We start from the raw sequence: 15,610 nt of genomic DNA on the forward strand, positions 1-15,610 counted from the left end.
TTTACGCAATCAAAAGCGAATGATAAGATAATTGCTTTTGTAAATCCTCGAAACTTTCTTCATATTCCCAGTACATCAATCGTCCATGCGAGCCCGTCACCAAAATATATTTTTCAGAAATAGACTGTATACGGTTGATGGCTACCACCTTTACCATTTTCTGAGTCACGGTTACTTCTTCTATGATTTCCTTATTGTTGGCGTCGAAGCCATGAACAATGAGGTAATTGCCCGTTGTGATTTTAATAAATTTTGACATAATAGCTGACAAATTTGGTCACGACAAAATCATGACGATAAACGAAAATAAATCGTAAACCTGACGAATACTTTACAGCATGGAAAAATGACTGGGAGAGTACTTCGTAATTGGTTTATATTTCCTAAAAAATAGTCAAACGACTATACAATTTCTAGGTAGGAATTAGCACCTTGCCTTTACGAGCGGTAGGTTGCCAGAAGTTCATAGAGCCTATTCTCTCCCTTCTTCTTTATAAATCAATTACCTGTGGAGGTCGAAACCTCAGAGGAAAATTGACTTGATGATGCAAAGTAAATCGTGAAAGCTTGAAAAAGCAAATTTTTTGGACATTCTCCCTAAAGAATCTTCTTTTGGAGGAAAAAAAATAGGTTAACCTGTTAAGTTCAAATGATTTCTATTAGCGGTTGACTTAAGTCAACCGCTAATAGAAATGGATGTTGGTAAAATTATCTTACTTAAAGGTCAAAAATAATAACTTAACATTACTGAATACCTTTCAACAAACCATCCATTAATGCATCTACATCATTCATGTCATTATAAAGATGTGGGGCAAGCCTGATAGATTGCCCTCTGAACGAAACAAAAACTTTGCGTTCTTGCAAGGCAGTTTGAATTTTTTGGTAATCGACATGCTCAGGAATCCTGACACCTACTAAATGGCTACTTCTGTAAGGTTTTTCTTCTACCCAATAGCCATGTGCTTGTAAAATTTCTAAAGGTTCTTTCAGCAATTCATCACAATAGTTATTGATACCATTTACACCCCAAGCATTGATTTGTTCTATCGCCGCAGTAAGCATAGGGTTTAAAATAAAATTGCTTCTTTCGCCCATGTTGTATCTATCCGCTTTGGCTCTATACTGAGTTTGGTAATTAATCAAATTTTTAAAATCTTCAGAACCTACCCGATTTATCCAATTACGTTCTAAGGGATTTCCTTCATCGAAAAAAGCTCCGAAATAGGCTACTCCTGCTGTATAAGGCCCCAGAAGCCATTTATATCCGGGATTGATGATGGCATCAGGCTGTACTTTTTGTACATCAAAAGGCATCGCTCCGACAGACTGTGTGCCATCCAATACCAATAATGCACCTACCAAACGGCAATGTTGACCAATTATTTCGGTGTTAAAAGAAGTGCCATCAGCCCAATGAGTAGGCGATACTACTACTAAACAAGTGTTGCTAGTGATGGCTTCCAGCAATTTTTCATTCCATATTTTACCCCTATTTTCTAAGGATGTTGGCGGATGAACTACCCTCATTTTTAAACCCAAATTGATATAAACCTCTTCCCACGCATATACGTCGGAAGGGAATTCTTCGCTGACCATCACAATTTCTTGCCCTGCTTTTATATTGGGCTTTCTATACAAGTTTTTAGCTACGATTGCCATACCGTAGGACGATGAAGGTAATAATACAATGCGTTCAGGGTCTGGACAATTAATTAATTTAGCATAAGCATTTTTAACGGGTTCAGTCGTTTCAAAAAAACTTTGTGAAGTAATATTTTGAGGTTGCGTTTTTCGCAAAATTCCTTGAATGCCAGCTTCTTCTACTGATTTAAGATTGGGTGCCATTGTGGCACAATTGATATAATGAATACCTTCTTCAAGGCTAAAAAGATGTTTTTGACAGGATAAACTCATTTTGTTGATGTTATATTGAAAGGTTTTCAAAAATACATATTCTTGACGATTTTAAGCTATAAATGATTTGTACAACACAAAAAGGTGTAATTTTGAGTATGCGTATAGATGAATCAACCATAGAACGAATCCGACAAAGTGCTGATATTGCCGATGTAATAGGCGATTATGTTTCTTTGAAGAAGAAAGGAGCAAACCTTTGGGCTTGTTGTCCATTTCATGGCGAAAAATCACCGTCGTTTTCAGTATCGCCTGCTAAGGGTATTTATAAGTGTTTTGGTTGTGGAAAAGCTGGGGATGCTATCCGTTTTATCATGGATATTGAAGGACTGGGCTATGGAGAAGCTTTGCGGCATTTAGCCAAAAAGTATGGCATTGAAATCCAAGAAACGCACCTTACAGACGAACAACAACTAGCACAAAATGAACGTGAAAGTTTACTCATTGCCCTGAATTATGCTAAAAACTATTATCAAGAGAATCTTTTTCAGCATGAAGAAGGGAAAAATATAGCCTATCCATATTTTAAAGAAAGAGGGTTTTCTGATAAAACCATTCGTACGTTTGAATTGGGTTATAGCCTTGATAATTGGGATGCTTTTACGAAAGAAGCCTTAAAGAATGGCTATAATGTAGATATTTTAGTAAAGGCTGGCTTGACGATTTTGAAGAGCAATGAGCATGAAAATGTTCAGCAAAATCAGAAAACCTTTGATCGTTTTAGAAATAGAGTAACCTTTCCAATCCATAATGTTTCGGGAAAAGTAATTGCTTTTGGTGCAAGAATCCTGAAAAACGATAAAACACAAGCAAAGTATTTAAATTCGCCTGAGACAGAGGTTTATCATAAATCGAATGTACTTTACGGAATTTACCAAGCCAAAAATGCTATCCGTACCAAAGACGTTTGTTATTTGGTAGAAGGTTATACTGATGTAATTTCCCTGCATCAAGCAGGTATTGAAAACGTAGTGGCATCGTCTGGAACGTCTTTGACGATAGATCAGATTCGTTTGATTGCTCGTTTTTCGCAGAACATTACTGTTTTGTACGACGGTGACCCCGCTGGTATTAAGGCATCATTGCGAGGAATGGACATGATTTTGGAAGAAGGACTTAACGTAAAGTTGGTCGTTTTTCCAGAAGGCGAAGACCCCGATAGCTATGTTCAGAAAATAGGTTCAGATGCTTTTGTTGATTATATCCAAAAAACAGCTAGCGATTTTATTACTTTTAAAGCAGAATTATCACTCAAAGAAGCTGGAAGTGACCCTTTCAAAAGAGCAGAGTTGATAAAAGATATGGTGGCGAGTATTTCTAAAATTCCTGATAACATCAAAAGGATGGTATTTTTTCAGAAAACAGCCAGTTTAATGCAGATTGATGAAGGGATTTTGATTGCTGAAAGCAATAAGATATCTTTAGAAAGAAGCAAGCAAAGAGAAAAGGATAACCAAAGAGATGCCAATCGTCAGCGATTACAAAACGATTTACCATCGGGAGTAACGCTTAGCAAACCTGAACCAAATGTAAATTTTGATGATTTACCAAGCTTTTCAGAAGAAGATGAGTTTTCGGGTTTTCCAACAGATTTTACGCCGAATAATCGTACAACAAATGTACAAAATATACAGCCTAATATTCCCGTTAGTCCCCCAAAGGTGCTTACTGGTATCGCTTTGCAAGAAAAAGAATGTGTACGCTTGTTGATTAGTCATGGCATTAAGGAAGTAGACCCAGGGGTTGCGCCAGGCGTTACATTGATGCAGTATATTTTATCAGAGATTGATGGAATGAATTTTGGTACGCCTATCTACCACGATATTCTGACAATGTGCCGAGAAAGATTTATGCAGGGAGTCGTATTGGATACTAAGTTTTTTATTAGTCACAGCAACCCAACTATTCAACAAGAAGCTATTAACCTTGTTACTGAACGTTATTCAGCTTCTGAGGCTTGGTTGAAATATGAAATTATTGTTCCTACTGAAGACGATAAGCTAGCAGATTTGGCTTATCAGAATATTTTACGATTAAAAAAGGCTTTCAATGACCAACAAATGAAAGACTTGATGCAACAGCTTGCCAAAACTTCTGATGCCGATGAGCAGACTCATTTATTGGGTTTATTTATGAAAGCCAAAGAAATTGAAAAGCAAATATCAAAAGAATTAGGAACCGTAGTTGGAAGATAGAAACAAAACAAAGACAATGACAAAGACATTATATTTGGTTCGCCATGCCAAAGCCTCAGATTCGGTTAGCCCTGATTTAATCCGTCCACTGACCTCAAGTGGTATGATTGATGCCGCTAGAATGGGCAGAAATTTATTGCCTAAAATCAATCCTATTGATTTAATCATTACTTCTAATGCCGAACGTACACAAATGACGGCTAAAGTACTTTCGGAACAATTGGGTATTGCTGACGAAAAGATACATGTGTTGAGTGATTTGTATGAAAGCTCGCCTAAACACTATTTAGATGCAGTAAATGCTATTCCTGAAAATATAAACGCTGTAATATTAGTTGGACATAACCCAAGTATCAGTTATTTCGCAGAATACCTTACCCATGCTGATATTGGCTCGATGCCCACTTGTGCAGTTGTAGGGATGAAAATAGAAAATTTGACTTGGGCAGAAGTAGGAAAAAAATCAGGAGATTTGATATTCTATGATTCGCCAGAGAGTATTTTGGGGTATAATATATAATAGTTGAAGAAGCTGTAAATAATACGATAAGTTCATCGTACTATATCATTTTTCTATTAGCTGGCGACTTAAGTCGCCAGCTAATAGAAAGAATTGGAGTAATCGTTTTTATACTTGAACACTATTACTCATTTACTTAACCCATATTTCAAAGATAAACTATCTCTTAATGCTACATCTTTTGGACTATACTTTGTCCAATAATCGCTTAGAAGTGTTTTCTTCAAAACGGCTTTAGTTGTCCAAGTTTTTCCTTGATTGCTATTACTTTCTACCCAGCCCATAATTTTATGTGGAAATACTTCTTGAAAAATAATTTCTATAGAACGATTTTTTTCTGGGTAATTGATAGAGAAAACCTTTAGCTTTTTCTCGGTAAAATCTGTTCCTGCATAATCTTTCAATGTAGCTTTGGCCGACAATACTGTTGGTAATTGATGGGTTAATTGTGAACAACTTAAACTTGGAATCATCTCAATATCACCATCAGGTAAAGTTTCAGGCGAAAGGCGGATTGTATTCCAAATTTCATCTTCCAGCCAAGCTCTTTTTAATTCAAAATCTTCTTGAACCTCTTTTTCAGCATAACTTTTCCCTTCTATTTGATAAGCCCTGTTTTTATGGTTCAATTGCATATAAGCCATTCCATTCCAATCTTGTATTGAAGTCGCTACTTTCAAGGCATGGGGAAAAGCTTTTGTATCAACGCCTGAAAAAACAGAAGTCATCACACTATAATCAGTAATGCCAGTCAGGAGTTTTTCTGTAATATTTACTTTCAGCACACTGGTCGCCTCTGATTTACTATCCGCCTCTAGTTTTACTTGTTTATCAGTTCTAAAATTTTCTGTTACAAAAATCATCATGGCTTCTCCCAGAGAGCTTTGGCCATTATTATCTTTTTGCAAAGCATAACTATTAATTTCAGCTTTGTTTTTATACCAATAGTCTGCAAAAAATTTATCAGAAGCCGTAGGCATTGAAAGGGAAGTAACGTCGGGTTTTTTAGGCTCTTGTTGGTAAATAGTAGCACCTTTGGCAAAAGCATATACGACTGCTAAGGTAACACAGATGGCTAAAAAGTTATTTCTGATGAAGTGATTCATAAAATAGGAATTTCGATGATTGGAATGAGCTTCAATTTACACATTTTAGATAAATTCCGTATCTTGGAAAATGAATAATTACTTCTTACTATTTCATTCAACATTCTTCAATTATTAATTAAAATGAAAAAATATTTACAGTACTTTATTGCCTCCTTGGTTTTAATATTAACTGCTTTTCAAGCTTATTCCCAAATAGAAAAAGCACCACCGAGGGCAGAAGGCGAAGGTCAATACAATCGGATGATTATCCGTGGTGTAAACCTTATCAATGGTACCGGTTCTCCGATGCAAGGCCCTTGTGATATAGTCGTCGAAAAAAATAAAATTGTTGAAATCAGAGTAGTAGGTTATCCGGGTGTTCCGATAGACCCCAAAAGTCGCCCACAGTTAAAAGAGGGCGATAAAGAATTAGATTGTACGGGCATGTATATGTTGCCTGGTTTTGTAGATATGCACGGGCATATAGGTGGGAAATCGCAAGGGACACCTGCTGAATATGTATATAAATTATGGTTGGGACACGGTATTACTACCATCCGCGACCCTTCGGCTGGGAATGGTTTAGACTGGGTTTTAGACCAAAAAGCAAAATCTTTAAAAAATGAAATTACTGCACCTAGAATTTTGGCATATACAGCTTTTGGAATGGGAGCTAAGGAAACGATTTCAACCGCAGAACAAGCCAAAACTTGGGTAGAAGAAAATGCTAAAAAAGGTGCTGACGGTATAAAGTTTTTCGGAGCAAGACCAGAAGTAATAGAAGTAGCGATAAAAAGAAATAAAGAATTAGGCTTACGTTCGGCGTATCACCATGCACAAGTAGACGTAGCACGTTGGAATGTTTTGAATTCAGCCAGAGCAGGGCTGACTTCTATGGAACACTGGTATGGTTTGCCTGAGGCACTTTTTGAAAGCCAGACTATCCAAGATTATCCAGCAGACTATAATTATAGTAACGAACAAAATCGTTTTGAAGAAGCAGGTAAACTATGGAAACAAGCAGCCAAGCCGGGTTCGAAGCGTTGGAATGAAGTAATGGACGAGTTGCTCAAACTAGATTTTACCATCGACCCTACTTTTAATATCTATGAAGCCAATCGTGAATTGATGTTAGCACGCAGAGCCGAATGGCACGAAGAATATACGATGCCTCAATTATGGCGTTTCTATCAGCCTTCACGTATTTCGCATGGTTCATACTGGCAAGAATGGGGTACAGAGCAAGAAGTGCAGTGGAAAGAAAACTATAAACTTTGGATGGCATTTATCAATGAATATAAAAACAGAGGAGGGAGAGTAACGGCTGGGTCTGATTCTGGTTATATATTTCAACTATATGGCTTTGCCTACATCCGTGAGTTAGAGCTTTTGCGTGAAGCAGGTTTTCACCCCTTAGAAGTAATTCGTGCAGCAACTTTAAAAGGCGCTGAAGCATTGGGGATGGCTGATAAAATAGGGAGTATTGAAGTAGGAAAATTGGCAGATATGGTAATTTTAGAAGAAAATCCACTGAAAAACCTAAAGAATCTTTACGGAACAGGGGCTATTAGATTAACTGATAAAAATGAGGTAATTCGAGTGGGAGGTGTAAAATATACTATTAAAGATGGTGTAATTTATGATGCTAAAAAATTGTTGGAAGATGTACGTAAGATTGTAGCTGATGCTAAAAAGAAAGAAAACTTTGAGATTTTTCAACCAGGATTAGAGAAGAAAACAGGGGCGAAGGTACAGGGGAGTAAGGAGTAGAGATAAGATTGTTAAATTCTAATTCTTACTATTAATGGGTAATTTAAGTCATAAATGATTATTTATATGTTTGTAAGTCTCTGATATTCAATCCTTATCACTAGGGAGGGACTTAAGTCCCTCCCTAGTGATAAGGATTGAATACTAATTCTCTATTTGAGACATTTTCCTCTTTACATGCAGCTCAATCGCCCGCCATCTACAGGCAAGTTAACGCCATTAATATAAGCTGCTGCTGGGCTACACAAAAATGCCACAGCTGCTCCAAATTCTTCTGCTTCGCCGAATCTCCCTGCTGGAATATCCGCTTGAAAAACTTTTTCCATCGCATCTTTTTCCACTCCTGCTGAATTGGCTCGAGAATTTACCACAAAATCTAAGCGTGCTGTTTTAGTATAACCTGGCAATACATTATTCACGGTAATACCAAATTGTCCCAATTCATTTGCCAAGGTTTTTGACCATGAAGCTACTGCTCCACGAGTAGTATTAGATACTCCTAAACCATTAATGGGCTGTTTTACCGAAGTAGAAATGACATTGATAATTCTGCCAAAACCTGCTGATTTCATACTTAGAACACAGGCTTGCACCAAAATATGATTACAGATTAAATGGTTGGAAAAAGCTTGTGTAAACTCCTCAATCTTGGCATCTATAATAGCGCCACCTGCAGGACCTCCTGTATTGTTCACCAATATATGAACTAGGGGATTGGCTTCAAGGTGTTTTTCGATACCCGCTTTTACTTCATCAGGTTTAGAAAAATCAGCTACGAAATAAGAATGTTGTTGTCCTTTTGAACTATCTAGGCTTTGAAGAGTTTCCTTGAGTGTATTCTCGTTACGGGCTACTAAAGTTACATTAGCACCTAACAGTGCAAGTTCGATGGCAGAAGCACGACCAAGTCCTTGGGTACTGCCACAAACAATGGCATTTTTATGGGTTAAATCTAAATTCATGATTTGAGGAAATTAAATATATTAAACTATTTTTACTTTTCACTTTGCCCATGTGGCGAATACTCATGCCATGACTCAAAGTCATGGCATGAGTAGAACGATGAGTATTCACAACAAAGATATGCCAGATTTATCATTTAGAAGTACAGAAAAAGAACTGATTGACGACTTAGATTTAGATAATAATGCCCTCAGACAAAATTTGGAAGAACTGGCTATCATCAATAAATATTTAGGAGGTAATCAAGTAACGATTAGTGGACTTGAAACAGTCTTCAACAATTTGACTACTCAACAAGCTACCTACAAAATAGCTGATTTGGGCTGTGGCGGAGGCGATATGCTGATGGTAATAGCAACGTGGGCAAAGAAGAAACAGATAAAAGCTGCATTGATAGGAATTGATGCCAATGATTTTATGATAAAATTTGCTACAAAAAGGACGGTTCAATTTCCTGAAATCCAGTATTTATATCAGAATATTTTTTCAGAAGAATTTCAGCAACATTCTTTTGATATTGTAACAATGACATTGTTTTGTCATCATTTTGATAATGAAAGTTTGATACAACTATTTAAGCAACTCAAACAACAAAGTCGCCTAGCTATTGTTATTAATGATATTCATCGCCATTGGTTTGCTTATCATTCCATCGCTTGGATTACCAAACTATTCTTAAAATCATACTTGGTAAAAAACGACGCCAAGCTATCCGTTTGGCGAGCCTTCCGAAAATCAGACTTAGAAACCATCATACAGCAAGCAGGCTTTACGAATTATTCTATCAAGTGGAAATGGGCTTTTCGTTGGGAAGTGGTTTTGTTTTGTGAGGACAATAATAAATGAAATGATATTTCAACCGTTCACATTCAAAAATCAAATATTCAGCATAGAAGTAGTTTAAGCGTTAAAAAAATATCTACATTTGAAACAGTAATACGCAATGGCATAATTATTTTACCACTGTATTACATCACATATTCACATTAATTAATTAAAACTATGTCAAAAGGACTTCTTATTGGATTAGGCGTTGCTGCATTATTGTTATTCTGGGGTATTGGTGTCAGAAACGGCATGGCGACAGAAAATCAGGAGGTTGAAGCGGCTTGGGCGAAGGTACAAACTGCTTATCAACGTCGTGCAGATTTGATTCCAACTTTGGTAAATACAGTAAAAGGGGTAGCAAACTTTGAAAAAGAGACACTTACCGCTGTCATCAACGCACGGGCAAGTGCTACACAAATTAAATTAGATGCCAAGGATTTAACACCTGAAAATATGAAGAAATATCAAGAGGCTCAAAGCCAATTGTCAGGCTCGTTATCTCGTTTAATGGTCGTAGCAGAGAAATACCCTGAATTGAAAGCCACTGAAAATTTCTCTGAATTACAGTCACAATTAGAAGGTACAGAAAACCGTATCAAGGAAGAGCGTGATCGTTTTAATGATACTGTAAAAGGGTATAACAACAAAATTGTTACTTTTCCGAATAGCTTAATTGCAAGCTTCTCTGGATTTACAACGAAAGGCTATTTTGAAGCCGACGCAGGTGCATCAAAGATGCCAACGGTTGATTTTAGTAAATAGTTTTTCGATGAAATAATACAAGGCGAAAAGCAGGAAGCAATATCTATCTTCGCTTTTCGCCTTGTGCTATTTAGTGAGTTAATGATTGAGCGAATTAGTGATTGTTTTAGTTGTGAATTGTCAGTTAGTGAATTGTGAATTTAATATTCATAAAATCACTAAATCATAATTCGCTTATTGAAAAAATCACAATTCACTAACTCACAACTAAAAAAACAATCACTAATTCACAACTCACTCAATCACTCAATGTTATGCCTCAGAACTTTTTTAATGAAGAGCAAAAAGTACAGATTGTAAAGGCCATACAGGCGGCAGAATTGAATAGTTCTGGCGAAATTCGATTACATATCGAACAGAATTGCCCTCATCCTAATGTGTTAGACAGAGCCGCCGAAGTATTCCAAAATATTGGTATGACCAACACTGCACAACAAAATGGAGTGCTTTTTTATTTGGCCGTTGACGACCGAAAATTTGCCGTAATAGGGGATAAAGGAATTGATAAGGTTGTGCCTGACGACTTCTGGGAAACAACAAAAGAATTGTTAAGAAGCCATTTTTCACAAGGACTTTTTACCGAAGGTTTTATCAAGGCTATCCACTTGGCTGGCGAGCAATTAAAACATTATTTTCCTTATCAGAAAGATGACACGAATGAATTACCAGACGAAATTTCGTTTGGATAAATAAGCCCAAACCTTTTCTGTAAAGGGAAGGGATTTTTTTATGAAGATGTTTAAGAAACTTTCAATTTATATACTTTGTACTTTCTTTAGTTTATCACTATTGTCTGTACATTTTGCCTTGCACGCTCAGGATATACCTGCCAAACCGAGTCCACAAAGATTGGTTAATGACTACGCAAGTATTTTAAGTAGTACCGAACGCGAATCATTAGAACAAAAACTTAGAGGGTATGCCGATTCCACGTCTACACAGCTAACCATTGTCATTGTAAAAAATACAGGCGAATCTGACCCTTATGATTTTGCCATGAAAATTGCCAAAGATTGGGGCGTAGGACAGAAAGATAAAAACAATGGTCTGGTGCTGTTATGGGCTACTGATACGCGTAAAATCAGAATTGTGACGGGGCGTGGCATGGAAGCGACTATTACAGATGCCATTGCCAAAAGAATTATCAACAAGATATTATCTCCAAATTTCAAGGCTGGATTATGGTATCAAGGATTGGATGAGGCTACTACCGAAATGATGAAAAGGGCTTCTGGTGAATACAAAGCCGACCCCAAAGATGATGGTGGAAGTCCTTTTGGTTTTTTAGCGATAGTTTTTGTATTGGTAATCGTAGTACTTATCATCGTTGCTCGTAATAGACGAGGTGGAGGCGGTGGTGGCTTCAATAGTGGTGGCTGGGGTGGCCCAATCATCTTTACTGGAGGTGGTTTTGGCGGAGGACACTCTGGAAATAGTGGAGGCGGAGGTGGTTTCGACTTTGGTGGCTTTGGTGGTGGCGACTTTGGCGGTGGTGGTGCTGGCGGAGACTATTAAGAAAAAATAAATATGTATTCAAAAGGCTTCGTTTCGACGAGGCCTTTTCTATTTAGTAGGCTAGTACAAGAAGTTTCAAGTAATGTTTTGTAATTTTGAAAGATTAGTAAAATAAAAACAGAAAATTCGTGATTGATATTATTGCCCAAGAACTTAATGAAGCACAAATAGTACTTCAAAATTTTATTGCAAATCCAAAGAATCTTGCTGATATTCAGGAGGCTGCCGAAATAATGGCAGAGGCCATTCGTTCAGGAAATAAAGTGATTTCTTGCGGAAACGGTGGCTCACATTGTGATGCCATGCACTTTGCCGAAGAATTGTCGGGGCGTTATCGTGACGACCGCCGTTCATTAGCAGCGATTGCTATTTCAGATGTTTCCCATATTTCTTGCGTAAGTAACGATTATGGATTCGACCATATCTTTTCTCGATTTATTGAAGGCTTAGGAAATAAGGGAGATGTATTATTGGGAATTTCTACAAGTGGGAATTCTGCGAACATTATCAAAGCCGTAGAAGTTGCAAAAGCCAAAGGCATGAAAATTGTATTGCTATCGGGGAAAGATGGTGGGAAATTAGCAGGTAAAGCTGATGTTGAAATCAGAGTACCACATTTCGGCTACGCCGACCGCATCCAAGAAGTACACATCAAAGTAATTCATATTTTGATTTTATTGATTGAAAAGTTGGTGATTGTTTAGAATACTAGAAGCAAGAAACTAGACGCTAGACTAGATACAAGAAAAAAACCTTAGTAAAACTTAAATCATAAATTCTTTGCAAAAAGAGTTTTAATATTATTGCGTGATAAGTTTTATATAGATTATAAATCTTCCTAAATTGTCTTTTCTGTTGAATTCTTGCTTATAGTTAAAATGTCTTGAATCTTCTGTCTTGTGTCTAAAAATCTTTCACTATGAAAAAAGTCTTAATTATTCTCCTATCAATTATTACTTTATTTTCAGTAATTCTTTTTGCTGTTCCTTTCTTTTTTAAGGATACTATCCAAGCGAAAGTAAATCAAGAAATTCAGAAAAAAGTAAAGGCAAAAGTTTATTATAACGATTTCGACTTGTCTTTTTTTAAACATTTCCCTGCTTTAACAATTTCTCTAAAAGACTTTGGGGTAGTGGGCTACTCGCCATTTTCAAGTGATACTTTGATTCAAGCAAAAGAGTTTTCATTGGCAGCAGATTTAAAATCAATTATTTCTGGCGATAAAGTAGCGATTAATTATATCGCTATTGAAAGTCCCAAAATTCTGATTAAAGTATTACCTGACGGCTCTGCCAATTATGATATTTATAGAACAGACTCACTACAGGTTCAACAAGAAGAAACAAAAACTAAAAGTAATTTTAATGTAGGAATTGACTCTTGGAAATTGACAGACGGACAAATTACGTATGATGATAGGTTGAAAAATACTTTTGTATTGCTTCAAAATATTAGCCACGAAGGTTCAGGAAATATCGGTTCAGAAATCTATGATTTGACGACTAATACACAAATAGGAAAAGCCTCAATTAACTACGGAGGAACGGAGTATTTGCATGAAAAAAAGTTGTCGGCCGATATGAAGATTAATATTGACCAAGCTAAAAATAAGTATACGTTCACTAAAAACACTTGGAAAATCAATGATTTTACCCTCAATTTTGATGGCTCAGTAGCCATGCCTGATACCTCAAATATTGTATTAGATATCACCTATGGCTCACCAGAAAACACCTTTAAAAATTTACTTTCATTAGTGCCTAATATCTATACTGACAAGTTTAAAGATGTTGATGCTGATGGTAACATGAAATTTGATGGTTTTGTAAAAGGAACGATGAATGCTACTTCGTTTCCTACCTATGCCTTCAATTTACTGGTGGAAAATGCCATGTTTCAGTATCCCGATTTACCTACTGCGGTTACAGGAATCAATCTCGATTTTAAGGCAAGTAATACCACCAACGACCTTAATAATTCGGTATTAAATATTAAAAAGTTTAACCTGAATTTGGGTAAAAATCCAATCAATGCTCGTGCTTTGATAGAAGGTTTAGCAAGGTCTAAAATAGATGCTGACGTAGTGGCCAAAATAGATTTACAACAAATAGGGCAGATATTCCCAATGAAAGGATTGACCATGCGTGGTTTATATAGCATGGATTTAAAGGCCAAAGGTACTTATGATACCCTTACCAAAGCTTTTCCGCAGGTAAATGCAGTAATGAGTTTGGTAAATGGCTATATAAAGTCTGATAAATTACCAGAACCTATTCAAGACTTGAACGTAAAAGCTAATTTAGTTAATACAAACGCCGCTTTAGCCTCTACGCGTTTGGCAATCACTGAATTGAAGATGGTATTAGATGGAGAACCTTTTACGGCTAATGGTGTGATAGAAAACTTCGAGAATTATAATTGGGATATTAAAGCCAAAGGCAAAATAGATTTAACGAAGATTACGAAAATATATCCCTTGGCTGATATGACTTTGAAGGGGAAAATCGATGCTGATATCGAAACCAAAGGAAAAATGTCGGATGTTAAAGCCAAACGTTATGCTAGTTTGCCAACTTCTGGAAAGGCTACTATGCAAGGGTTTGAATTTGTGTCAAAAGAATATCCACAAGGTGTAAAAGTGAATTCTGCTGATATGACTTTTACCCCAACGGCTATCAAAGTGACTAATGCAAAAGGCTTTTTGGGGACAAGTGATTTTGTCGCTGATGGTACATTTACTAATTATATGGACTATGCCCTAAATAATGGTACTGTAAAAGGTAAGATGAATGTAAAATCGCAGAAGTTCAATGTAAACGAATGGATGACTGATAGTCCTAAACCAGCGGCAGGTACTGCAGGAACCTCTGCCCCTTTACAAGTAGTTGAAATTCCTAAAAATATTGAATTAGTACTGGATTCTGATATTGGCGAAGCTCAATATAGTATGATGAAATTGCAAAATATCAAAGGTGCTTTAGTGGTTGGGAATGGTGTTGTAAAAATGCAAAATGTGGCTTTTCAATCATTGGGTGGAAAATTTACTACTAATGGTACTTATAATACCTCAAATTTGGCTCACCCATTATTTGACTTTGCGTTGAACCTTGAAAACGTAGAGATTGCACAGGCTTATCAACATTTGAATATTGTAAAATATTTGATGCCTGTGGCTCAATACTTAATCGGGAATGTAACCTCTAAAATGCAAATTGGAGGAGAATTAGGACAAGATATGATGCCCAAATTGAATACCTTGAGTGGAGACGGTTTGATGAAAGTGTTACAAGCAACAATTTCTGAGAGCAATCCATTGATTCAGAAATTGATTGAAACTACCAAAATTGCTAATTTAAAAAATAGTAAGCTGAGCAATTTGTTGATGCAGTTTGAAATAAAAGATGGAACATTTGCTGTAAAGCCTTTTGATATTAAGTTTGACGATTATAAAATAACAGCTAGTGGTCGTCATGGTCTGACGGGTTCAATGGATTATAATTTACAGATGGACGTACCTTCTGGTAAAATTGGAGAGGCTTTTGGGAATGTATTTCAAAAATGGACTGGCAAAAGTCTACAAGGTGCTGACAGAGTAAAATTCGATTTACAATTGGGTGGAAATCTTAAAAATCCAGTTTTTGGTTTCAATGGAAGTAGCACCGCTAACTCATTAAAGGATGTAGCAAAAGCTACTTTACAGGCACAAATTAATGAACAGAAAGATAAACTCTTAGAAAAACTAAATGTTAAAAAAGATGGTTTGCCATCGCAAGTAATTCTAGACAAAGATGCCATGGAAGCCAAAGCCAAGGCTACGGCTGATAGTATTAAAAAAGTAGCTGCTGATAGGGCTAAAAAGCTATTGGAGGAACAAAAGAAAAGTGTATTAAATGGACTTTTCAACAAAATAAAGCCAGCAAAAAAAGATACTGTGTAAGTGACTGGTAATTAGTGATTGGTGATTAGAATTTTAAGTACATTAAACATGAGTATAAAACCGTCAACCCATTTTAGGCAAGCACATACTTAAACAAGGCATCGTATGTTAGGCA

The 15,610-nt window shown here is 36.5% G+C and carries 13 protein-coding genes and 1 riboswitch; of the genes, 9 read left to right on the forward strand and 4 right to left on the reverse strand.

Annotation, left to right across the window (positions count from 1 at the left end):
* Window position 1: 1 nt before the first annotated feature.
* Together AC07N0_RS07705 and AC07N0_RS07710 are read right to left on the reverse strand one after the other, a co-directional pair.
* On the reverse strand, window positions 2-259 hold the full coding sequence (locus tag AC07N0_RS07705) for a hypothetical protein (RefSeq protein ID WP_494588715.1): 258 nt from the start codon (window positions 257-259) through the stop codon (window positions 2-4).
* A gap of 112 nt (window positions 260-371) precedes the next feature.
* Window positions 372-500, reverse strand: a riboswitch (SAM riboswitch).
* 244 nt (window positions 501-744) lie between these two features.
* Complete coding sequence (locus AC07N0_RS07710) at window positions 745-1,917, reverse strand: aminotransferase class V-fold PLP-dependent enzyme (RefSeq protein ID WP_494588716.1); 1,173 nt, start codon at window positions 1,915-1,917, stop codon at window positions 745-747.
* A gap of 62 nt (window positions 1,918-1,979) precedes the next feature.
* Between AC07N0_RS07710 and dnaG the strand changes: the two genes are divergently transcribed.
* Both dnaG and AC07N0_RS07720 read left to right on the forward strand, forming a co-directional pair.
* Window positions 1,980-4,112 carry a DNA primase gene (dnaG, locus tag AC07N0_RS07715; protein ID WP_494588717.1) on the forward strand — a complete coding sequence of 711 codons (2,133 nt, stop codon included), beginning with the start codon at window positions 1,980-1,982 and terminating at the stop codon, window positions 4,110-4,112.
* A gap of 16 nt (window positions 4,113-4,128) precedes the next feature.
* Complete coding sequence (locus tag AC07N0_RS07720; RefSeq protein WP_494588718.1) at window positions 4,129-4,632, forward strand: SixA phosphatase family protein; 504 nt, start codon at window positions 4,129-4,131, stop codon at window positions 4,630-4,632.
* Between the two features lie 128 nt (window positions 4,633-4,760).
* On the opposite strand, the gene AC07N0_RS07725 is transcribed toward AC07N0_RS07720, so the two are convergent.
* Entirely contained in the window at window positions 4,761-5,738 is a 978-nt protein-coding gene (locus tag AC07N0_RS07725) for a hypothetical protein (RefSeq protein ID WP_494588719.1), read from the reverse strand.
* A 123-nt stretch (window positions 5,739-5,861) separates the two neighbouring features.
* On the opposite strand from AC07N0_RS07725, the gene AC07N0_RS07730 reads away from it, so the two are divergent.
* Entirely contained in the window at window positions 5,862-7,490 is a 1,629-nt protein-coding gene (locus AC07N0_RS07730) for an amidohydrolase family protein (RefSeq protein ID WP_494588720.1), read from the forward strand.
* Window positions 7,491-7,663: 173 nt separating this feature from the next.
* On the opposite strand, the gene AC07N0_RS07735 is transcribed toward AC07N0_RS07730, so the two are convergent.
* Complete coding sequence (locus tag AC07N0_RS07735) at window positions 7,664-8,452, reverse strand: SDR family oxidoreductase (RefSeq protein WP_494588721.1); 789 nt, start codon at window positions 8,450-8,452, stop codon at window positions 7,664-7,666.
* Between the two features lie 52 nt (window positions 8,453-8,504).
* Between AC07N0_RS07735 and AC07N0_RS07740 the strand changes: the two genes are divergently transcribed.
* The 6 genes from AC07N0_RS07740 to AC07N0_RS07765 all read left to right on the forward strand — a co-directional run bounded on the left by AC07N0_RS07740 (window position 8,505) and on the right by AC07N0_RS07765 (window position 15,495).
* Complete coding sequence (locus AC07N0_RS07740; protein ID WP_494588722.1) at window positions 8,505-9,299, forward strand: methyltransferase domain-containing protein; 795 nt, start codon at window positions 8,505-8,507, stop codon at window positions 9,297-9,299.
* A 156-nt stretch (window positions 9,300-9,455) separates the two neighbouring features.
* Window positions 9,456-10,043, forward strand: coding sequence for a LemA family protein (locus tag AC07N0_RS07745; RefSeq protein ID WP_492801977.1), 588 nt, complete (start codon window positions 9,456-9,458; stop codon window positions 10,041-10,043).
* A 254-nt stretch (window positions 10,044-10,297) separates the two neighbouring features.
* Window positions 10,298-10,732, forward strand: coding sequence for a TPM domain-containing protein (locus tag AC07N0_RS07750; RefSeq protein ID WP_494588723.1), 435 nt, complete (start codon window positions 10,298-10,300; stop codon window positions 10,730-10,732).
* 46 nt (window positions 10,733-10,778) lie between these two features.
* Window positions 10,779-11,558: a TPM domain-containing protein gene (locus tag AC07N0_RS07755; RefSeq protein ID WP_494588724.1), complete on the forward strand. Its 780-nt coding sequence runs from the start codon at window positions 10,779-10,781 to the stop codon at window positions 11,556-11,558.
* A gap of 128 nt (window positions 11,559-11,686) precedes the next feature.
* Window positions 11,687-12,262, forward strand: a complete 576-nt coding sequence (gene lpcA, locus AC07N0_RS07760) for a D-sedoheptulose 7-phosphate isomerase (RefSeq protein WP_494588725.1) — start codon at window positions 11,687-11,689, stop codon at window positions 12,260-12,262.
* Window positions 12,263-12,477: 215 nt separating this feature from the next.
* A complete protein-coding gene (locus AC07N0_RS07765; protein ID WP_494588726.1) occupies window positions 12,478-15,495 on the forward strand; it encodes a hypothetical protein in 3,018 nt (1,005 codons plus the stop codon).
* Window positions 15,496-15,610 lie beyond the last annotated feature (115 nt).

Source organism: Arcicella sp. GW821-FHT09D11 (assembly GCF_059416265.1).